This window comes from Vreelandella sp. H-I2, assembly GCF_052959335.1.
In genome coordinates this window covers 314,884-334,370 of the sequence record NZ_JBRAMC010000005.1, presented here as the reverse complement: position 1 = coordinate 334,370, position 19,487 = coordinate 314,884, and the positions used below count along the sequence as shown (strand labels likewise).

The 19,487-nt window shown below is 55.2% G+C and carries 18 protein-coding genes; 10 read left to right on the top strand and 8 right to left on the bottom strand.

Annotated elements, in window-relative coordinates; all coding sequences use genetic code 11:
- The first annotated feature begins 17 nt into the window (after nt 1-17).
- From ACUVOF_RS14685 to ACUVOF_RS14660, 6 genes are read left to right on the top strand one after another with little or no spacing between them, the layout of a single operon-like run.
- The gene (locus tag ACUVOF_RS14685; RefSeq protein ID WP_447045078.1) at nt 18-2,858 is read left to right on the top strand and encodes a monovalent cation/H+ antiporter subunit A; all 2,841 of its coding nucleotides are present in this window, start codon (nt 18-20) and stop codon (nt 2,856-2,858) included.
- Nucleotides 2,858-3,190 (top strand): Na+/H+ antiporter subunit C, encoded by a 333-nt coding sequence (locus ACUVOF_RS14680; RefSeq protein ID WP_113268250.1) that lies wholly within the window; start codon nt 2,858-2,860, stop codon nt 3,188-3,190. Before ACUVOF_RS14685 ends, ACUVOF_RS14680 begins: the two co-directional genes overlap by 1 nt.
- The gene (locus ACUVOF_RS14675) at nt 3,187-4,704 is read left to right on the top strand and encodes a monovalent cation/H+ antiporter subunit D (RefSeq protein ID WP_447045077.1); all 1,518 of its coding nucleotides are present in this window, start codon (nt 3,187-3,189) and stop codon (nt 4,702-4,704) included. The genes ACUVOF_RS14680 and ACUVOF_RS14675 overlap by 4 nt, the downstream gene beginning before the upstream one ends.
- The gene (locus ACUVOF_RS14670) at nt 4,701-5,198 is read left to right on the top strand and encodes a Na+/H+ antiporter subunit E (protein WP_447045076.1); all 498 of its coding nucleotides are present in this window, start codon (nt 4,701-4,703) and stop codon (nt 5,196-5,198) included. The genes ACUVOF_RS14675 and ACUVOF_RS14670 overlap by 4 nt, the downstream gene beginning before the upstream one ends.
- Nucleotides 5,192-5,461 carry a K+/H+ antiporter subunit F gene (locus tag ACUVOF_RS14665; RefSeq protein WP_113268253.1) on the top strand — a complete coding sequence of 90 codons (270 nt, stop codon included), beginning with the start codon at nt 5,192-5,194 and terminating at the stop codon, nt 5,459-5,461. The genes ACUVOF_RS14670 and ACUVOF_RS14665 overlap by 7 nt, the downstream gene beginning before the upstream one ends.
- Before the next feature lie 43 nt (nt 5,462-5,504).
- Complete coding sequence (locus tag ACUVOF_RS14660; protein ID WP_447045075.1) at nt 5,505-5,891, top strand: Na+/H+ antiporter subunit G; 387 nt, start codon at nt 5,505-5,507, stop codon at nt 5,889-5,891.
- Between the two features lie 78 nt (nt 5,892-5,969).
- On the opposite strand, the gene serB is transcribed toward ACUVOF_RS14660, so the two are convergent.
- The 4 genes from serB to pgi all read right to left on the bottom strand — a co-directional run bounded on the left by serB (nt 5,970) and on the right by pgi (nt 12,944).
- Nucleotides 5,970-6,899: a phosphoserine phosphatase SerB gene (serB, locus tag ACUVOF_RS14655; RefSeq protein WP_447045074.1), complete on the bottom strand. Its 930-nt coding sequence runs from the start codon at nt 6,897-6,899 to the stop codon at nt 5,970-5,972.
- A 20-nt stretch (nt 6,900-6,919) separates the two neighbouring features.
- Entirely contained in the window at nt 6,920-9,172 is a 2,253-nt protein-coding gene (parC, locus tag ACUVOF_RS14650; RefSeq protein WP_447045073.1) for a DNA topoisomerase IV subunit A, read from the bottom strand.
- Between the two features lie 6 nt (nt 9,173-9,178).
- A complete protein-coding gene (gene parE / locus ACUVOF_RS14645) occupies nt 9,179-11,074 on the bottom strand; it encodes a DNA topoisomerase IV subunit B (RefSeq protein WP_447045072.1) in 1,896 nt (631 codons plus the stop codon).
- A 184-nt stretch (nt 11,075-11,258) separates the two neighbouring features.
- Nucleotides 11,259-12,944 (bottom strand): glucose-6-phosphate isomerase, encoded by a 1,686-nt coding sequence (pgi, locus tag ACUVOF_RS14640; protein ID WP_447045071.1) that lies wholly within the window; start codon nt 12,942-12,944, stop codon nt 11,259-11,261.
- 130 nt (nt 12,945-13,074) lie between these two features.
- Between pgi and cmoA the strand changes: the two genes are divergently transcribed.
- From cmoA to ACUVOF_RS14620, 4 genes are all read left to right on the top strand, one after another.
- Nucleotides 13,075-13,818 carry a carboxy-S-adenosyl-L-methionine synthase CmoA gene (gene cmoA, locus ACUVOF_RS14635; RefSeq protein WP_447045070.1) on the top strand — a complete coding sequence of 248 codons (744 nt, stop codon included), beginning with the start codon at nt 13,075-13,077 and terminating at the stop codon, nt 13,816-13,818.
- A 2-nt stretch (nt 13,819-13,820) separates the two neighbouring features.
- Nucleotides 13,821-14,846, top strand: a complete 1,026-nt coding sequence (gene cmoB, locus ACUVOF_RS14630; protein WP_447045069.1) for a tRNA 5-methoxyuridine(34)/uridine 5-oxyacetic acid(34) synthase CmoB — start codon at nt 13,821-13,823, stop codon at nt 14,844-14,846.
- Between the two features lie 64 nt (nt 14,847-14,910).
- Nucleotides 14,911-15,225 (top strand): thioredoxin family protein, encoded by a 315-nt coding sequence (locus tag ACUVOF_RS14625; RefSeq protein WP_447045068.1) that lies wholly within the window; start codon nt 14,911-14,913, stop codon nt 15,223-15,225.
- Between the two features lie 58 nt (nt 15,226-15,283).
- Nucleotides 15,284-15,937 (top strand): cyclodeaminase/cyclohydrolase family protein, encoded by a 654-nt coding sequence (locus tag ACUVOF_RS14620; protein ID WP_447045067.1) that lies wholly within the window; start codon nt 15,284-15,286, stop codon nt 15,935-15,937.
- A 51-nt stretch (nt 15,938-15,988) separates the two neighbouring features.
- Here the strand turns inward: ACUVOF_RS14620 and ACUVOF_RS14615 are convergent, their stop codons facing one another.
- The 4 genes from ACUVOF_RS14615 to ACUVOF_RS14600 all read right to left on the bottom strand — a co-directional run bounded on the left by ACUVOF_RS14615 (nt 15,989) and on the right by ACUVOF_RS14600 (nt 19,430).
- Nucleotides 15,989-16,663, bottom strand: a complete 675-nt coding sequence (locus tag ACUVOF_RS14615; RefSeq protein ID WP_447045066.1) for a zinc metallopeptidase — start codon at nt 16,661-16,663, stop codon at nt 15,989-15,991.
- Between the two features lie 86 nt (nt 16,664-16,749).
- Complete coding sequence (locus ACUVOF_RS14610) at nt 16,750-17,868, bottom strand: App1 family protein (protein WP_447045065.1); 1,119 nt, start codon at nt 17,866-17,868, stop codon at nt 16,750-16,752.
- The gene (locus tag ACUVOF_RS14605; RefSeq protein WP_447045064.1) at nt 17,868-18,431 is read right to left on the bottom strand and encodes a type 1 glutamine amidotransferase domain-containing protein; all 564 of its coding nucleotides are present in this window, start codon (nt 18,429-18,431) and stop codon (nt 17,868-17,870) included. The genes ACUVOF_RS14610 and ACUVOF_RS14605 overlap by 1 nt, the downstream gene beginning before the upstream one ends.
- Before the next feature lie 111 nt (nt 18,432-18,542).
- Nucleotides 18,543-19,430, bottom strand: coding sequence for a substrate-binding domain-containing protein (locus ACUVOF_RS14600; RefSeq protein WP_447045063.1), 888 nt, complete (start codon nt 19,428-19,430; stop codon nt 18,543-18,545).
- Nucleotides 19,431-19,487: the final 57 nt, after the last annotated feature.

Below are 19,487 nucleotides of genomic sequence, written 5' to 3'. Positions count from 1 at the left end.
GCCGCTGGATGATCCCCATGACACTGCTTTGGATAGCCTTATTGCCTCTGCTAGGCGTACTGGTGCCGGCACTTACCGCACGACGCGGCCGCAATTTCTGTTCACTTGCGACGGCTGTGCTGCCGGCTATCGCCTTAGTAATGACGCTACTCAACGTACCGGCTCTGCAAGATGGCGAGCAATTACGCTTTTCGGTCACCTGGTTGCCCGAGCTGGCACTGAATTTAGCGTTTCGCCTGGATGGGCTATCGCTGCTGTTCAACCTGCTGATACTGGGTATCGGCCTGTTAATTATTCTTTATGCTCACTACTACTTAGCAAATGACGAACCCTTTGGCAGATTCTATGCCTTCCTGATGCTTTTTATGGCGTCAATGGTGGGCATTTCAATGTCAGACAACCTGATTCTGCTCTGGCTTTTCTGGGAGTTAACCAGCCTCTCCTCCTTCTTGCTGATTGGTTATTGGTCACATCAATCGGACGCTCGTAAAGGCGCACGTATGGCGCTAACGGTGACGGGTGCGGGCGGTCTGGCATTATTGGCAGGCTTACTACTGCTCGGTGACATGGCCGGTAGCTTCAATATGAGTGATGTACTGGGCAGCAGCGAGGCCATTCTTGCCGACCCCCGCTACCCGCTTATGCTTGGCTTGGTATTACTGGGGGCCTTTACTAAGTCAGCGCAGTTTCCGTTCCATTTTTGGCTACCCCATGCCATGGCGGCGCCCACACCTGTTTCAGCCTACTTGCACTCTGCCACCATGGTGAAAGCAGGTATTTTCCTAATGGCGCGGCTACACCCGGCTATCGCCGGTAGCGAGCTGTGGAGTGTAGTCGTATCCCTAGTAGGCATCATTACCATGCTATACGGCGCTTGGTTTGCGCTGATGAAGACTGACCTTAAGGGTATTCTGGCGTTCTCCACCGTTAGCCACTTAGGGTTAATCACGGTGCTGCTAGGCATTGGCAGTCCGATGGCTATTTTGGCCGCGCTGTTTCATATTCTCAATCACGCTACCTTTAAAGCAGCGCTGTTTATGAGCGCGGGCATTATCGATCATGAAGCCGGAACGCGGGAGCTGAAGCAGCTCGGTAGCCTTAAAAAGGCCATGCCTGTTACGGCGCTATTAACTACGCTAGCAGCGGCCGCTATGGCAGGTGTCCCATTTTTTAATGGTTTCTTGTCTAAAGAAATGTTCTTTACCGAAACACTGGCAACGCCGGTATTGGGAGGAATAAGTTGGCTACTGCCCGCCTTAGCGGCACTCGGGGGCATACTGTCGGTCGCCTACTCACTGCGTTTGGTACACGCCGTATTCTTCAAACCGGCTCGCGAAGAACCGCCTAAATCACCCCATGAGCCGCCACATCTAATGCGCCTACCGGTTGAAATACTGGTAGTGCTCTGCGTAGTGGTAGGCTTATTTCCGGCGTTAATGGCGACGGGCTTATTAGAACTCGCGAGCGAAACAGTGATCGGTAGCCCGCTCGATTTCTATCTGGCTATCTGGCATGGCGTTAACCTGCCACTGATGATGAGCCTGCTTGCCTTCGTAGTCGGCATTGCGATTTATTGGCGTCATGGCGATGTACGCCGATTTACTCAGCAATTTAAGGGCGTTGACGCCCGGCGTGTGTTTGAGCGTATTCTTATTTCTGTTGGCTATCGCGCCGAGCAGCTTATCGCTGCGCTGGATGGGAATTCACTTCAACGCTATGTGGGCTGGCTATGGCTGGCTGCGCTACTGATGGGCGGTATTGGCCTGGTTCAAATCACCGACTTAACCGGTGCAGCGGGAAATCAGCCGCTGGATGGAATTGTTATCTTAGGGGCCGGTATGCTGATATTTGGGGGTATCGCCACCGCCGCCACCCACCGCTATCGTATGATTTCTCTTTTGATGCTGTCAGTAGTGGGTCTATTCGTCGCCCTGACCTTTGCCCGTTTCTCTGCACCCGATCTCGCCCTGACACAGCTCTCTGTGGAAGTGGTGACCATGATCCTACTGATGCTGGCGCTGTTCTTCTTACCGCAAAAGACGCCGCGTGAATCGAGCCCGTTACGCAATGTCCGCGATATGCTGCTAGCAGGCTCGCTGGGACTAATTATTGCCAGTCTTAACTACGCGGTGATGACCCGTGACACCCTGGCTATTTCCAGCTTCTTTGTGGAAAACAGCAAACCTGGCGGTGGCGGCTACAACGTCGTCAACGTAATTTTGGTCGACTTTCGTGGTTTTGACACCCTGGGTGAGATTACCGTGCTGGCTATCGCAGGTTTGGCGATCTTTAAGTTGCTGAACCGCTTACGTCTGTTTATGCCGCACAGTGACGGTGAGGGACGGGTGTGGTCACCTGACCGCTACCCGGCGGTGCTAACGTCAATTTCAATGACCCTGCTTCCGTTGGCGTTGTTAGTCTCTGCATTTATCTTCTTGCGTGGCCATAATCAGCCGGGCGGCGGCTTTATTGCCGGGCTGATTACCGCAGTAGCCCTGATCCTGTTGTATATGGCACGCGGCGTGGCGTGGGCGCAAGAGCGACTGGACTTTCCTTTCCAACCGGTGGCCGTCATCGGGGTAGCGGTTGCCACACTAACGGGGCTGGGTAGCTGGCTGTTTGGTCATCCGTTCTTAACCTCTGCTTTTGGTTACTTTAGCCTGCCGCTCATCGGAACGTTTGAACTGGCGACGGCGCTGCTCTTCGACTTGGGTGTTTACTTAGCAGTGGTGGGCGCCACGCTAATGATTCTGGCCAACCTGGGTAAAGTTACCACGGCACACCGCCCGGTGACCGAAGCGACGGAAAAAGACGCTGACCACAGCGATACCACGCCACCTGCCAAGGAGCCTCGCTAATGGAACTACTGTATGCGATGACCACCGGTGTTTTGACCGCCTGTGGCCTCTACCTGACATTACGAGGCCGCACCTTTCCAGTAGTGGTAGGCCTTACGCTGCTCTCTTACGCAGTGAACCTGTTTTTATTTTCGATGGGAGGTTTAACCACTGACGGTGCTGCCATTGTGTCAGAGGGCGCTGACTATGCCGACCCGCTCCCTCAAGCGCTGGTGCTGACTGCGATTGTGATCGGCTTTGCGATGACCGCGTTTGTCGTAATTCTGGCAATGCGAGCGCGTAGTGAAGTGGGGAACGACCACGTCGACGGTAAAAAGGAAGACCGAGAATGATGCAGCACCTAATTGTTTTACCTGTTGTCCTACCGTTAGTTGCGGGCATCTTACTGCTCTATCAACGGCAAGGATTAGTGCGCTATAAGCGTGCAGTCAGCGTTGTCGCGACGTTGCTACTGCTTTTAGTAACGGTAGGTCTGTTACGCCAAGCCACCAGTGGTGAAATCTCCTATTACGCATTGGGTGATTGGCAAGCCCCATTTGGCATCGTACTGGTGCTTGATCGCCTCTCGGCGTTAATGCTACTGCTTACCGCGGTGTTGGCTGTTGGTGCAGTCGTGTTTGCCTGCGCGGGTGATGATGAAAAAGGCAGCAACTTCCACGGTCTTTTTCAGTGGCAGTTACTGGGTATTAACGGCGCCTTTTTAACCGGTGATTTGTTTAACCTGTTCGTCTTCTTTGAAGTGCTGCTGCTGGCCTCTTACGCTCTGCTGTTACACGGAGGCGGCAAAGCGCGCATTCAAGCCAGTGTCCATTATGTGGTACTCAATCTAGCGGGCTCTTCGTTGTTCCTGATTGCGGTAGGGATACTCTATGGTGCTACGGGCACGCTCAACATGGCCGACATGGCGGTCCGAGTGGCTGAACTACCGGCCGAGCGCGAAGGATTAGTAACCGCAGGCGCACTGATGCTGCTCGTGGTTTTCGGTCTGAAAGCCGCCATTCTGCCACTTTACTTTTGGTTACCCAAAGCCTACGCATCGGCCCCTGCGCCAGTAGCGGCACTGTTTGCCATTATGACCAAAGTAGGCATCTACGCTATTCTGCGTGTCTACACGCTTATTTTTAGCGATAGCGCTGGTAGTAGTTTGGAAGCACTCGAACAACCCTGGGTGTGGTGGCTGTCACTTGGCACACTGGCCGCCGCAAGCGTTGGCGTAATGGCCGCGCGGGATTTGCGCCTGTTGGTCGCTTATCTGGTGCTGGTGTCGGTGGGCACGCTGCTGGCAGGTATCGGCATACGCTCGCCCCAGGCGGTTTCTGCACTACTTTACTACCTCATCCACACGACGCTAATCACCGGGGGGCTGTTCCTGCTTGCGGAGATGATCGGTTTGCAGCGTGGTAAAGCGGGTACCCGCTTGGTAAAAGGCCGTCCTATGGTTCAAGGCGCCGCGCTGGCGATGGTGTTTTTTATCGGAGCGATCGCCGTCGCCGGTATCCCACCCCTTTCCGGTGCTATCGGCAAGGCATTGATGCTCAATGCCGCCGAAGGCACGCAGCGGCTATGGCTCTGGCCACTACTGCTGCTTACCAGTTTGGCCTCGCTCATTGCCCTGTCTAGAGCAGGTTCCACGCTGTTTTGGCGCAGCCAACGCGGTAACATTAGCGGTAGTCCGTTATCCCATTACCAGTGGTTTGGGGTTATCTGGCTACTTAGTGCAGCCCCGCTGTTAGTCGCACTGGCCGGGCCGGTGAGCAGTTACACCCAAGCCACAGCTGACCAACTGGCCAACCCACAGGTGCTGATTCGCACGCTACTCCCCAATACTGCTGGAGATGCCCCATGATCACTCCACGCTCCTGGCTACCAACGCCTGTTTTATCCATCTTACTGCTATTGGTTTGGCTGTTATTGGTGCGTAGTTATGCTTTTGGTCAGTTTGTGCTTGGCGGGACCTTAGCTATTTTGATCCCCCTTCTGACCCACCGCTTTTGGGATGCCCGCCCACGTATCGCCAAGCCTTTTGCCTTGCTGCGATTTATCTTCCGAGTGTTGGGCGACATTGTCACCGCTAACTTCGAGGTGGCATACCTGATCATCAATCCATGGCGCAAACTTAAGCCCCATTTTATTGAATATCCATTAATGCTCGAAGAGCGGTTCACCATTACGCTGTTAGCCAGCACGATCAGCCTCACGCCGGGAACCGTATCGGCCAATTTGCGCATGGATGGTAAGTCACTGCTCATTCACGCCTTAAACGTGGACGATGAGGAGGCGCTAATTAACCAGATTCGCGAGCGCTACGAACGTCCGCTTAAGGAGATCTACGAATGTTAAGCATTGCACTCTTTATCACCTTAGCCCTGGTCGTGATGGCCTTGATGATGAATCTCTATCGGCTCACTATCGGCCCAAGCCTGCCCGACCGCGTGCTTGCTCTGGATACCATGTACGTTAACTCGATTGCTCTGATCGTGCTGTTAGGGCTGTGGCTGAACAGCAAAACCTATTTTGAGTCGGCCCTACTCATTGCGATGCTAGGTTTCATCAGCACGGTAGCGGTATGCAAATATATTCTGCGTGGAGACATTATCGAATGATAAACATGAGCTATCGAATGACGACCATACGTCAGGAGGACTTATGTCCGTAATTGTTGAAGCCATTATTTCGCTATTGTTGATTGCTGGCGGCATTTTTGTGTTTATCGGCTCGCTGGGAATGGCCCACCTGCGTGATTTCTATATGCGCCTACACGGCCCTACCAAGGCGACCACATTGGGTATCGGCTGTATGCTGCTCGCCTCAATGCTCTATTTTTGGAGCGTGGACAGTAAACCGGATATTCAGGAAATGTTGATTACGCTTTTCCTGTTTATTACCGCGCCGGTAAGCGCCCACCTGTTGGCCAAGTCTGGCTTGCACCTTCGGTTAAAACATATCGACATAACCCAGGGTGAACCTGTTGAACTTAGACCTGAAGAAGTAGGCGACAAGCCAGTACCGCATCCGGATAAAGGCCATGGCTGATACGCTATAAAATAATGAGCAGGCGTCGCTTAGACTCGCCGCCTGCTTTTTGCCAGTCATGATTCTTGTTGTTATTTTTTACGGAGTTAAGTCCTGCTGGCAGTGGCCCAACAGATAGAGCACACCGTCAAGGCCTGCGGTAGAAATTGCCTGACGCGCTTGGGCACGCACCATCGGCTTTGCCCGAAACGCAATCCCCATGCCCGCCTTGGCAAGCATCTTGAGATCGTTCGCCCCATCGCCCACTGCAATAGTCTGCGCCAGCGTAAAGCCTTCCCGAAGTGCAATCGCCTCGAGTAGTTCGGCTTTGCGCTCAGCATCCACAATCGGTTCACGCACGTCGCCAGTGACCTTGCCATTTTCGATCACCAGTTCGTTTGCATGGACCTCATCAAAGCCAAGCTTGTCCTGCAAGCAATGCGCAAAGTAGGTAAAGCCGCCGGAAAGAATCGCGGTGCGATACCCTAAACGCTTAAGGTTAGCCATCAGGCGTTCGACGCCATCCATCAACGGCAAATCGTCAGCGATCTCAGCGAGCACGGACTCATCCAAACCGGCCAACTTACTCATCCGTTCGCGAAAACTCGCCTTGAAATCCAGCTCACCGCGCATCGCGCGCTCAGTGACTTCAGCGACTTCGTCACCGACCCCATGACGGCGCGCCAATTCATCGATGACTTCGGCTTTAATAAGCGTTGAGTCCATATCGAAACAGATCAAACGATGACAAACCTGATCACGGACATCATCCTGGATAACGATATCCACACCCAGAGTTTCGCTTAGCACCAGAGCGGCATGGCGTACTTCTTCGATGTCTATATCGTCACCGACCAAGCGCTGCTCAATACAGTCAACGTGTTTGCCATCCGGCAACGAGCTTTCAGCAAGCCGCTGTGTGCTCTTTTCCTGAAGGCTGAATTGCACCAACAGAGCGTCTAGTTGGGACTGGATATCCGCTGTTAACTGCGGCGCTAATACGGTTAGGATCAAATCACCGCGTGCCATCAATTAGCTCCTGCCATTAGTTACTCCCCTGCCTCTAATCGGTCCACTTTTTGAAAACCGCGTGGCAACTTGCTGCCACGACGACCGCGCTCACCGCGATAATAAGCGAGATCATCAGCCTTTAACGTTAGCTTGCGCTTACCGGCATGAATTATTAGCGCATCGTTAGCATTGAGTATCGTTATATCGCAGACAAACTCTTCCCGGCGCGCTGCTCTTGGGCCGGGTATATCAAGCATCTTATTGCCTTTACCTTTGGCCATTTCGGGGAGTTGGTCTAACGGGAACAGCAGCAGCCGACCTTCGTTAGAGACTGATGCAACCCATAACTCGTCACCTGTCGGCACTTCAACCGGCGCCATGACGTTGCAGCCCTTGGGCAGGCTAAGCACTGCTTTACCGGCCTTGTTTTTACCGGTCAATGTGTCAAGCCGCGCGACAAAGCCATAGCCGCCGTCAGTGGCGAGCACAAAGCGGCGCTCGGGCGGCGCCAACATCAGCCCTGCCATTTTCGCCCCGGCGGCAACGTTAGCACGCCCAGTCACCGGCTCACCCTGGCCCCGCGCACTGGGTAAGTTGTGCGCCGAGAGCGTATAGGCGCGCCCGGTGTCATCGAGCAGCACTAGCGGCTGATTGGTTTTGCCCTTCGCCGCTAGTTGGAAGCTATCGCCCGCTTTATAGGAGAGCCCCTCGGGGTCGATATCGTGCCCCTTGGCTGCGCGAATCCAGCCTTTATCAGAGAGCACCACGGTAATCGGATCAGCGCCCAATAACTCCACTTCAGACAGCGCCTTGGACTCTTCGCGCTCGACCAGAGGCGAGCGGCGCTCATCGCCGTGCTCTTTACCCGCCGCGCGGATCTCTTTTTCGATCAGCGTGGTGAGCTTGGCTTCGCTGCCCAGCAAACCTTGTAGATACTTGCGCTCTTTTTCCAGCTCGTCCTGCTCGCCACGAATTTTCATCTCTTCGAGCTTGGCAAGATGGCGTAGGCGTAGTTCTAAAATGGCCTCAGCTTGACGCTCAGAGAGGCTAAACGTCGAAATTAGCGAGGCTTTAGGGTCATCCTCTTCACGGATAATGCGGATCACTTCGTCCAAATCGAGGTAGGCAATTAGCAAGCCTTCCAGGATATGCAGGCGATCTTCGACTTTACCTAAGCGATGCTCTAGACGGCGGCGCACCGTGCTGCGCCGGAACTGCAACCACTCGCCCAGCATTTCGGGCAACGGCATCACCCGTGGGCGGCCATCCAGGCCGATCACGTTCATGTTCACCCGCACGTTTTTTTCCAAGTCGGTGGTGGCGAACAGGTGCGCCATCAATGACTCAACGTCGATACGGCTAGAACGCGGTTCAATCACCAGCCGCGTTGGCTCCTCGTGGGTCGACTCATCACGCAGGTCGGCCACCATGGGCAGCTTTTTAGCCTGCATTTGGGCGGCAATCTGCTCCAGCACCTTGGCACCGCTAACTTGGTAAGGCACCGAGGTAATCACGATATTGGCTTCTTCGCGGATGTAACGGGCGCGCAGTTTGACCGAACCTCGGCCAGATTCGTAGAGCTTCCGCAAGTCCGCCGGAGGAGTAATAATTTCCGCATCGGTGGGGAAATCCGGCGCAGGTACGAATTCCATCAAGTCCGCGGTGGTGGCCTTCGGGTTACGCAGCAGATGGCAGGTGGCTTCGACCACTTCCGACACATTATGCGGCGGAATATCGGTCGCCATACCCACCGCGATCCCTGTACCGCCGTTGAGCAGCACATGGGGCAACTTGGCGGGCAGTACCAGCGGCTCCTGCATAGTGCCGTCAAAGTTAGGCGCCCAATCGACGGTGCCTTGCCCCAGCTCACCCAACAGCACTTCGGCAAAGTTAGAAAGCTTGGCCTCGGTGTAGCGCATGGCAGCGAAGGATTTAGGATCGTCGGGGCTACCCCAATTGCCCTGACCGTCTACCAATGGGTAACGGTAGCTAAACGGCTGTGCCATCAGCACCATGGCTTCATAACAGGCGCTATCGCCATGAGGGTGGAACTTACCCAGCACGTCACCAACGGTTCGCGCCGACTTTTTGTACTTGGCGTTGGCATGCAGCGCCAGCTCGCGCATGGCGTAAATAATGCGGCGCTGAACGGGCTTCATGCCATCGCCGATATTGGGCAGCGCACGGTCGAGAATGACGTACATCGAGTAGTCGAGGTACGCTTTTTCGGTGTAGTCGCGCAGGGAGAGACGTTCGACGTCGCCCTCGGCTACTTGAATATCCATGGTCATCGGGGGTTATACCTCAATGTCTGCGAGGTTGCCGTAATCTTCCAGCCACTTTTTGCGGTCACTGGCGCGCTTTTTGGCCAGCAGCATATCCATCATTTCCATGGTGCCGTCGCCATCGGTTAACGTCAGTTGCACCAACCGTCGGGTTTCCGTGGACATGGTGGTTTCACGCAGCTGCAGCGGGCTCATCTCACCCAAGCCTTTAAAACGCTGAACATTGGGCGTGCCACGCTTGTTAGCGAGTTGCTTGAGAATGGCGGCCTTTTCGCTCTCATCCAGGGCGTAGTGCACTTCTTTACCGAGATCGATACGGTAAAGCGGCGGCATCGCGACATAAACATGGCCTGCATCCACCAAGCTTGGGAAGTGGCGCACAAATAGTGCACACAGCAGCGTCGCGATATGCAGGCCGTCGGAGTCGGCGTCGGCGAGAATGCAGATCTTGTGGTAGCGCAGCTTTTCCAGATCGGCACTGCCGGGGTCGGCGCCAATGGCCACGGCGATATCGTGGACTTCCTGGGAACCATAGATATCGTGGGTTTCGACTTCCCAAGTATTCAAAATTTTACCGCGCAGCGGCAGAATCGCCTGGGTTTCCCTATTGCGCGCCTGTTTGGCACTGCCGCCTGCCGAGTCCCCTTCCACTAGAAACAACTCACTCTGGGCAGGGTCTTGGCCGGAGCAGTCCGCCAGTTTGCCAGGCAGTGCCGGGCCGGAAGTCACCTTTTTACGGGCGACTTTTTTAGCTTTTTTCTGGCGGTTTTGTGCCGCACTGATGACCAGTTCGGCAATCGCTTCGGCTTGATCCACGTGATGGTTGAGCCACAGCGAGAAAGCGTCCTTGACGACCCCAGACACAAAGCCAGCAATCGTTCGCGACGAAAGCCGCTCTTTGGTTTGCCCGGCAAACTGGGGGTCAAGCATCTTCACCGAGAGCACAAAAGAGGCGCGCTCCCAAAGGTCATCGGCGGTCAATTTGATCCCACGAGGCAGTAGGCTGCGGTATTCACAGAACTCGCGCAGCGCGTCCAGCAGCCCCGAACGAAAGCCGTTTACGTGGGTGCCGCCCTGGGGGGTAGGAATCAAGTTAACATAGCTCTCCAGCAGCGCTTCGCCGCCTTCCGGTAGCCATTGAACCGCCCAATCGACGCCGTGCTCGTCGTCATTGAAGTGGCCGACGAAAGGTTCGCGGGGGAGCACTTCGTAGCCGTCGGTGGCCTCGACCAAGTAGTCGCGCAGGCCATCGGCAAATTCCCACTCGGTGGAGGTACCGTCAGGTTCTACCAGCGTGACTTTTAGCCCTGGGCAGAGCACCGCTTTGGCACGCAATAAGTGTTTTAGTCGCGTGAGCGCTAACTTGGGACTATCGAAGTAGCTCTCATCCGGCCAGAAGCGCACCAGGGTGCCACTCGCCCGCTTGGGTGCTTTGCCAATTTCATGCAGCTCTTCGACTTTTTCGCCGAACTCGAAGGCCATGGCATGACGCGCGCCGTCGCGGGTGACTTCGACATCCAACCTACGCGAGAGCGCGTTAACCACCGACACCCCTACGCCATGCAGGCCGCCTGAGAAGCGATAACTGGTGGAAGAGAATTTCCCGCCGGAGTGAAGCTTGGTAAAGATAAGCTCAACACCCGACACACCATGCTCGGGATGCAGGTCGATCGGCATACCGCGACCGTTATCTTGCACCTCGATCCCGCCGTCGCTATGCAGTACGACGTTGATCATGGTGGCGTGGCCTGCCAGCGCTTCATCGACGCTGTTATCGATCACTTCCTGAGCAAGGTGGTTGGGGCGTGTGGTGTCGGTATACATACCGGGACGCTTACGTACCGGCTCGAGCCCGGACAGGACTTCGATGGAACTCGCGCCGTACTGAGAGGCATCAAACTGGGTCATGTAACGTCGATTCCTGAAGGGTAATACGTGTCGTCGCACTGGCAGTCACCGGCGCAGAACACATCCTGACTAAACAAGTAGTCACTAGCAAAGTGGGCACAGGATAGCGGAAAAGCAAAAAGCTGTATATCTAGCCATATTAGTTACAGGTAGGCCGGGGCATCCCCGACCTAAACCTGGTAAGTTATGACTCTTGCTCAGCGGCCCAAAATGCCTCAATCAATCCACGGCTGGAGGCATCCATGCGCGACAGGTCGCCTTGGTGGTCGATAATTTTCTGAGTGTCCGTGGCTATCTGTTTACCCAGCTCAACGCCCCACTGATCAAAGGGGTTGATATCCCAAATCACCGCCTGCACAAACACTTTATGTTCGTAAAGGGCAATAAGCGAACCCAGGGTAGCGGGCGTCAATTGATCGAGCAGCACCGTGGTTGAAGGCTGGTTGCCACGGTAACGCTTATGTTCGGGGCGAGGGCCATCATCGTCTATCGCATCATCGCCCAGCATCAATACGCGCGACTGGGCAAAGCAGTTGGCCAACGCCAAGCGGTGCTGGGTTTTAAGGTGGCGTCGGGTATCCGGGTCTTCCACCTCATCGTAACGCTTGAGCGGCGCAATAAAATCGCACACTACCGGCTGAGTGCCCTGGTGCAGCAGTTGATAAAACGCATGCTGGGCATTGGGGCCAAGCTGCCCCCAGAGCACCGGGCAGGTCGAGTAGTTGACCGGCTGGCCCTGGCGGGTGACCGATTTGCCATTGGACTCCATTTCCAACTGTTCAAGGTAGGCCGCGAAATACTCCAGACGTCCGTCATAGGGCAAAATTGAGTGCGCCCGGATATCCAGAAAATTGACGTTCCAGATGCCTGCCAACCCTAGCAGTACCGGCAAATTGTCTTCCGTGGGTGCTTCGGAGAAATGTCGGTCCATGGCGTGAGCGCCAGCAAGGAATTCCCGGAAATTGTCCATCCCTACCACAAGGGCAATGGGCAAGCCGATGGTTCCCCACAACGAGTAACGACCGCCTACCCATTCCCAGAAGGTTAACTGGTGCTCAGGCGTGATTCCCCATTCGCTCATTTTGTCAGGGCTCGCCGAAACGCCAATAAAGTGTTGGCGTATCACCAACTCAGCGCTGATCGGTGTCGCGCCGTGCTGGGCTAAACGGCCCAGCAGCCATTCACGGGCCGTGTTGGCGTTAGAGAGTGTATCAATAGTGGTAAACGACTTGGACGACAGTACAAAAATAGTGGTTTCAGGATTTAAACGGCTTAGGTAATCGGCTAACTGAGAGCCATCCATGGTGGAAGCAAAGTGTACCTCAACAGGATGAATACCCTTGGGACGAAAATCTGCCAAGGCATGAGTCACCATCAGCGGGCCAAGATCAGAACCGCCGACGCCCAGATTGACCACGTGACGAATGGGCTTGCCGGTGGCTCCGCGCCACTGACCAGCATGTAGCCGACGAACCAAGCGCTCCATCTGGCCAAGGCTTTCATGTACCGCCGCAACGATATCTTCACCCTCAACCTCAAGGGTCGCATCGGCAGGTAGGCGCAGCGCGGTGTGTAACGCTGGACGATTTTCGCTTACGTTTACGCGTTTACCGCTTAAAAGAGACTCAATGGCAGAGGGCACGCCCGCTTCGCTGGCAAGCGTAAATAGATGCTCAAGCGTATCGTCATCCCAGCGCTGTTTGGAAAGGTCCAGCGTCAAGCCTGCCACTTGGCGAGTAAAGCTTTCCCAGCGTGAAGGTTCGGTTCCAAACAGCGTTTTCAAGTGAACATGCTGCAGCGTTTCAGCGTGATGCTTTAACGTCTGCCATGCGGGTAGCGTATCGGGGGTAGCGCTTGATGCTGAAGCCATATGCCCTCTCCTGTGGCGTCGATCCTTGTAGCCTGGGTGTTTGATAGACAGGTCTGTTCTGCGTTAACTCTGTTCTGCGTAAACAAGGGCGCGTAAACTACTCAGCCTCATTTACCATCCCGGCTTGCCCATGAGTGATGCATCTTACCGTGACGCTATCTTTTCAACACCCCTTGACCGCGTAGCGCGCTTCTCTTTCGATGAAAAAGTAGTCGCCTGCTTTCCTGATATGATCCGCCGCTCGGTGCCAGGCTACGGACAAATTCTGGGCATGCTGAGCCTAATTGCCCAGCGCCACCTTCGCCATGGCGCCCATGTTTATGACCTGGGCTGCTCACTGGGCGCCTCTGGACTGGCACTCGCAGGTGCACTATCACCTGACGCCTTTCGCTATACAGGCGTTGACCTATCTCCCGCCATGGTGGCTCAGGCGCGGCAGACCTTCCAGCAAGAGTGCCCTGAGCATGCCATGCAGGTGGAAGAGGCCGATATTCGCAAATTGGAGTATGCGCCTTCGGGCATGATCATACTCAACTTTACCCTGCAGTTTCTGCCCGCTGCTGATCGCGATGCGCTATTGGCACGGCTTTTTGCGGCGCTGGAGCCGGGTGGCGTATTGATTCTTTCAGAGAAAACCGTGGATGCCGACGAGCGCGACAACGCCTGGCGGGTTGAGCGCTACCATGATTTCAAGCGTGCTAACGGCTACAGCGACCTGGAAATCAGTCAGAAGCGCACTGCCCTTGAAAATGTACTTGTACCGGATACCCTCGACGCCCTCCATTGTCGCTTGAAGCAGGCTGGCTTTCCACGTTCGATGACCTGGTTCCAGTACCTTAACTTTGCCTCGCTGATTGCGTTTAAGGAGGGTTAAAGGTGGCGCCGTTATCCGATGATCATCGCGAGATTTATCAAGCGTTTTTAGATCAAGCGACACTTGACTCCTCGCTCACCGCTTGGCTCGCCAAGCTGCCTGAGCAGCTAGCCCAAGGGCTTGACCGACAACGCCACGGCGACCTCTCCGCCTGGGAAAAAGCCGTCGCCAAACTGCCTACACTACCCACTGAGCGGCGCGTCGACTTAAACAGCGACACAGTTACTGTTGATCTCGAACTTAGCGATAGCCAACAGCGCCAGTGCTTTAACCTACTGAGAAAGCTCGCCCCCTGGCGTAAAGGGCCTTTCCAACTGGGCGGCATTCATATCGACACCGAATGGCGCTCGGATTGGAAATGGCAAAGAGTTGCTCCGCACCTTGCTCCTTTAAAATACCGCAAGGTGCTTGATGTCGGTGGTGGCAGCGGTTACCACGCCTGGCGGATGGCCGGGGCAGGCGCTGCTTTCGTGCTGGTGATTGACCCATCACCGCGCTTTTACTGGCAGTTTCAGGCGGTGCGCCACTTTGTCGGCGGTGCTGATGGCGGAAGAACACAGTTTTTACCAGTGGGCATTGAAGATGTGCCGGAGAACCTGGGCTTTTTCGATACCGTCTTTTCCATGGGCGTGCTCTACCACCGCCCTGCCCCGCTGGAACACCTTCAGCAGCTAAAAGCGGCGTTGGCATCCGGCGGCGAACTGGTCTTGGAAACGCTGGTAGTGGAAGGCGACGAACAGACGGTGTTTGTGCCCGGCGAGCGCTATGCGGCGATGCCCAATGTCTACTTCCTGCCCTCTTCCAAAGCGCTGTGCCACTGGCTAGAGCGCTGCGGCTTTATCAACATTCGCGTGGTCGATGAAGCGCTTACTACACTTGAAGAACAGCGCTCGACCGAATGGATGACCTACCAATCGCTGGCCGATTTTCTTGACCCGGAAGACCGCAGCCGCACCATTGAAGGCTACCCCGCACCGCGTCGCGCGGTGATATTGGCGAATAAACCGGGTTTATCTCGTTTATATTAATCAGTCGCGAAACAAATCAGGCCTCCATGGATGCGGGGTCTGTCATCACCTCAGGAGAGAACACATGACCATACCCGATAGCATCGTACCGAAGCGAAGCGAACTGGATGCCAGCCAGGGGCCGGTAGTGGTGGAGTTTGGCACGCCCTGGTGCGGCTATTGCCTTGCGGCGCAGCCAATGATACGTGAGGTGATTGATCAGAACCCCGGCGTACGTCATATCAGTGTCGAGGACGGCAAGGGCAAGCGCTTGGGGCGGACATATCAGGTCAAGCTCTGGCCGACGTTGATCTTTTTGAAGAACGGTCAGGAACAGGCGCGCTGCGTGCGTCCCGCGACGCGCCAGGCGTTGGAAGCCGCACTTGAGCGGATTCTTTAAGGCATGAATCGTGGCGTGGCACACGCCACCACCCTGTTGAAAGAGGGGAAAGGACGCCATGTCGGATAGCATGTTGAATAACCCAGTCCCGCTCTGGGAGCACAGCCTGGGCGATTTTCGTGACACCGTGGCACGCGAGCCGATGCCCGGCTGCGGCGCCGTGGCCGTGGTCAGTGCCGATCTGGGTCTGGCGCTCGTGCTCAAGGGGCTGCATCTGAGCCAGGATCATGCTGCCACAGCGCCGCGCCAGGCGCTGATCGATAAGGGCGCATCGCTTAAACAGCGGCTGGCGCCGCTGGCGCAGGAGGATGTGGCTGCCTTTGAGGCGTTCATGGCAGCCGTCGGCCGCGATAAGGAGGATAAAGAGCGTAACAGCGCCATTCATGCAGCGGCCGAAACGGCTGTCGAGGTACCGCTGAAAACAGCACAGCTGTGTGAGGCGGCCCTGGCAATGACGCAGCAAACGGGGGAGCACATCGAACACCAGTTTGTTAGCGACGCACTCGCCGGGGCGCGGCTGATTCACGCCGCGCTGCATAGCGCGCTGCTCAACATTGATGCCAATGCCGGACAGCTTGGCAGTGTGACCGCCCGTGACCGGGCCAGGCTTTCCCGCGATGGCCTTGCACAGCGCGCCGATGCGCTGCTGACGGCCATCACTGACAGCGTCGGCGGGCCCGGTCGCGTGTCAGGGTCAGGGGTCAGGGTCTGAATCAGCGTTACGGGGGTAATGAAAGGTATCGCTACCTACCTTCTCAGCTATCTACCTTCTTAAAATCACCAGCCAGCGGCCCAGATTCATAACACTGGCCAGCGAGGCCGCTACGTAAGTAAACGCACAGGCAGTGAGTACGTGCCGGGCTCCCGCCATATCGGAGGGTGGTACATACTCTTTCAGCAGTGGTAGCGCCCGATTAAAGCTGGCGTCAAACTCTACCGGCAGCGTTACCAGGTGCACCACCGCCGCCGTGCCAAAGCTAATCACCGCCATGGCAATGACTATCGCTAAACCACCCGGCAGGCGCGTCAATAGGAACAGAAAAGGCGCCGCCATCATCAATACAGCACCGAGCTTTTCAGCTTTTTGAGCAACCCCCACCATGCGGCTGCGCGCTATCAGTGGCGCATAGCCCTGGTAATGCTGAATGGCGTGCCCAACCTCATGGGCAGCCACTGTGACGGCGGTTAGCGAACGGCCATCGTAATTATCCGGAGAAAGCCGCACACAGCGCGTTTCGGGATCGTAGTGATCCCCGTATTCGGTGCGCTCTACGCTAGCACCGTCAATGCCTAGACGATGCAACAAATGATCGGCAAGCTCGGCCCCCGTGCCGGGATAATCATCACGGCCACGGGTATGGCGCTTGAGTACCCACTTGGCCCAAATATTGGGGAGCACAAAAACGGCCAACGCAAGAATGATCAGCACAACAACCATGGCAGCCCCCAGTCGCTAAACACGTTTCTTCAAAGAGTAGCGTTTTACCATGTGGCCCGGATTGGCAACAGCTTAGGCGGGCATTATTAGACGGGATTGTTACGATGCTCTTCAACGTCACGGCGCACTGCCTGTAAGCCATGGCTAGAGATATCACCATGGGCGTAGGCATGTTCGGCAATCAGCACGCTATCGACGGCCAGTACCAAATTGCAGTGAGTATCGGTTAATTCTTCACGCAGCCGTTGGATCGCCTCTTCCCGCTTAGGATCTTTGTCTACTCGCCGTATGTAGATAGCTTTGATGCGATTCGGATAGGCTTTCACGATCTCGATATACACTTCAGGATCGTGCTGACCGCTGTCGCCAATTAATATGCATGGCATGTCGCTATAGAGAGTAAGCATTCGGTCGATCAAGTCGCGCTTATGTTCTTCCGCACGCCGTGGCCAAGGCCGACGCCAAGAGATCCCCCACTCGCGTAGAAACAGGATAGGACCGACGGGTATGCGATTGATCTGGAAAAACGTTTCGAGCATTTCATATATCGCCCAGGGCCCACGAGAGACATACAAAATTGGCCGCTCAGCACGTTCACTAACGCCCCTATGCAACGCTTGGTAGAGCGATGCGACCCCGGGAAAAGCGGTGCGGCGGTGGGGTTTTTTAACGAATAATCGATAAAGCATTTTAAGCTTTTCTGCCACGCCAGTGAACATGACGGTGTCATCGATATCACTGATGACCAGTAAATCAGCCTCTGGCGGCGGCACGTAAACTTCTACGTGGGTACGCACCGGCGATTGTTCTGGGCAGTGGACTAAGATGTCGGCTCGATGCCAGGAGACATCAATAGGCAGAGAGTGAGTAATGGGCAAATGCACATCGAAATAACCATCTCGATCTGTGCCGACGCAAAGCGTATTGTTGCCAATCCTTACTTCTACCTGCGCATTGGCTAAACCTCGGCGCAAAATACGTCGCGCCACATCAGCCGTGTCGCGCAGCATTCCGCGCCGCGGGATTGCCCTGCCAAGCGCGGCTTGGCGAAAAACCCTGCCCATAATAAATACTTCACGCTGAGAACCGTAGCCACGGTAAGGGTGAACCACCATTCCACCACGACCACTGTCCCCTTTGATGGGCTTGGCAATAATGTGGACAAGCCTTTTGACAAAGCTTGCCCACTGACGCAGTACGCTCATCAAGCGTGTTGACCAGAATGACGCCCTTCTTGAATCTCTTCGATTAACTTGGCGTTAAAGGCGTCCAAGTCTTTCGGTGTACGGCTGGTCACCAGACCACTGTCTACGACGACCTGCTCATCCACCCATTCAGCGCCTGCATTACGTAGATCTTGTGCAATGCTGGGCACTGACGTCATACGGCGACCGTCCACTACACCGGCGTTAATAAGGATCCAAGGTCCATGACAAATGGCTGCCACCGGCTTTCCAGACTCGAAGAACGCTTTAACAAAGCTTAAGGCGTCCTCATTGGTTCGCAGCTCATCGGGATTGAACACACCACCGGGTACTACCAGTGCGTGATAATCGGCCTCGTTGACATCGGCCAAGGCTTTATCTGACTTGTAGGTATCGCCCCAATCGGTTTTTGCCCAAGCACGAATATCATCACCCTTAGGCGTGACAACATGAACCTCTGCGCCTGCCTGTTTAAGGGCATCACGCGGCGAACTCAGCTCGGATTCTTCAAAACCATCGGTGGCTAAAATAGCGACACGCTTATCATTTAGTGCTTGATTCATCATGCTCTCCTTTTCGTGATGATGTGTGTTTACAACACCCCACTAGTGTGGCGCATTTAGTAACAGCGTCAAGCTACCCTCTACCGTGGAAATAATGATCTTCATAGGCGTCTAGGCATTGTAACTGATCTTGCCTAGCTCGCTGATATCGTAACCACCCAACTGTGTGGCGCGTTCAGCAAAGCGTGCGTTATGTGTGAATGCCAGCAGCCGCTGAAAGGGGGATTCAAAATAACCGCGCCGCTGCATTACCAAATCAAACGGTTCATTATGTAGCGGGATAAATGCCAACTGCTGGCGGTGAGCAGCGGCTTCTACGCCAAGCCCTACATCCGCCTCCCCTTGGCTTATGCTAAGGGCCAAATCATCTTCACTTAATGAAGCATGCGGTGCCCAGTTAAGCGCTGAGCTATCAATCCCCGCTTGTTGCAACAAACAGCTAAGCAATCTTGCCGCTCCGGCATCGGGCTGACGATGAGCCACACGGACATGGGGGCGCTGCAAGTCATTCAGGCCCATGATATTCAAAGGATTATTGCTGGGCAATAGCAATCCCTGACGTCGCTTAGCCCAATGCACCATTAGTAGATCACGCATTCCGCTTAAACCAATCGCGCTGGGTTCGTTATAGCGCTGGGTGTCAGGGTCCAACAGGTGAATACCGGCTAGCATGGCCTTGCCATCAAGCAAGCGGCGCACACCATCCCCGCTACCCTGGCAAAGCATCGCTAAATCAGAGCCGCTTTCCCGAATCGCCCACTCGAGTAACGGATCCTGGCTGCCCGCAACAACGAGTGGCACGGATGAACGCTGCGCCTGTTCCCCATCCAAGTGACTCAGTACCCATAAGTCGATCTGCTGGCGGGGGAAAAGCAACTTTCCCGTTGCCCGGCTACAGGGGATCAGTCCCTGGCTGACCAGATCATATACCTTGCGCTCTTTTAAGCGCAGGTAGTCGGCGACTTCGGCGGTCGTTAAATAAGTATGTCGTTCTGTCATCGCGATAACACCTCGCGGCTATGTGTGCAGAAAATATTTTACTGCATAAAACTGCAT

Excerpts from the sequence above, each read along its gene's own strand:
- ACUVOF_RS14685 (WP_447045078.1), top strand. The coding sequence starts at position 18 with ATGACACTGCTTTGGATAGCCTTATTGCCTCTGCTAGGCGTACTGGTG.
- ACUVOF_RS14680 (WP_113268250.1), top strand. The coding sequence starts at position 2,858 with ATGGAACTACTGTATGCGATGACCACCGGTGTTTTGACCGCCTGTGGC.
- ACUVOF_RS14675 (WP_447045077.1), top strand. The coding sequence starts at position 3,187 with ATGATGCAGCACCTAATTGTTTTACCTGTTGTCCTACCGTTAGTTGCG.
- ACUVOF_RS14670 (WP_447045076.1), top strand. The coding sequence starts at position 4,701 with ATGATCACTCCACGCTCCTGGCTACCAACGCCTGTTTTATCCATCTTA.
- ACUVOF_RS14665 (WP_113268253.1), top strand. The coding sequence starts at position 5,192 with ATGTTAAGCATTGCACTCTTTATCACCTTAGCCCTGGTCGTGATGGCC.
- ACUVOF_RS14660 (WP_447045075.1), top strand. The coding sequence starts at position 5,505 with ATGTCCGTAATTGTTGAAGCCATTATTTCGCTATTGTTGATTGCTGGC.
- serB (WP_447045074.1), bottom strand. The coding sequence starts at position 6,899 with ATGGCACGCGGTGATTTGATCCTAACCGTATTAGCGCCGCAGTTAACA.
- parC (WP_447045073.1), bottom strand. The coding sequence starts at position 9,172 with ATGACCATGGATATTCAAGTAGCCGAGGGCGACGTCGAACGTCTCTCC.
- parE (WP_447045072.1), bottom strand. The coding sequence starts at position 11,074 with ATGACCCAGTTTGATGCCTCTCAGTACGGCGCGAGTTCCATCGAAGTC.
- pgi (WP_447045071.1), bottom strand. The coding sequence starts at position 12,944 with ATGGCTTCAGCATCAAGCGCTACCCCCGATACGCTACCCGCATGGCAG.
- cmoA (WP_447045070.1), top strand. The coding sequence starts at position 13,075 with ATGAGTGATGCATCTTACCGTGACGCTATCTTTTCAACACCCCTTGAC.
- ACUVOF_RS14625 (WP_447045068.1), top strand. The coding sequence starts at position 14,911 with ATGACCATACCCGATAGCATCGTACCGAAGCGAAGCGAACTGGATGCC.
- ACUVOF_RS14620 (WP_447045067.1), top strand. The coding sequence starts at position 15,284 with ATGTCGGATAGCATGTTGAATAACCCAGTCCCGCTCTGGGAGCACAGC.
- ACUVOF_RS14615 (WP_447045066.1), bottom strand. The coding sequence starts at position 16,663 with ATGGTTGTTGTGCTGATCATTCTTGCGTTGGCCGTTTTTGTGCTCCCC.
- ACUVOF_RS14610 (WP_447045065.1), bottom strand. The coding sequence starts at position 17,868 with ATGAGCGTACTGCGTCAGTGGGCAAGCTTTGTCAAAAGGCTTGTCCAC.
- ACUVOF_RS14605 (WP_447045064.1), bottom strand. The coding sequence starts at position 18,431 with ATGAATCAAGCACTAAATGATAAGCGTGTCGCTATTTTAGCCACCGAT.
- ACUVOF_RS14600 (WP_447045063.1), bottom strand. The coding sequence starts at position 19,430 with ATGACAGAACGACATACTTATTTAACGACCGCCGAAGTCGCCGACTAC.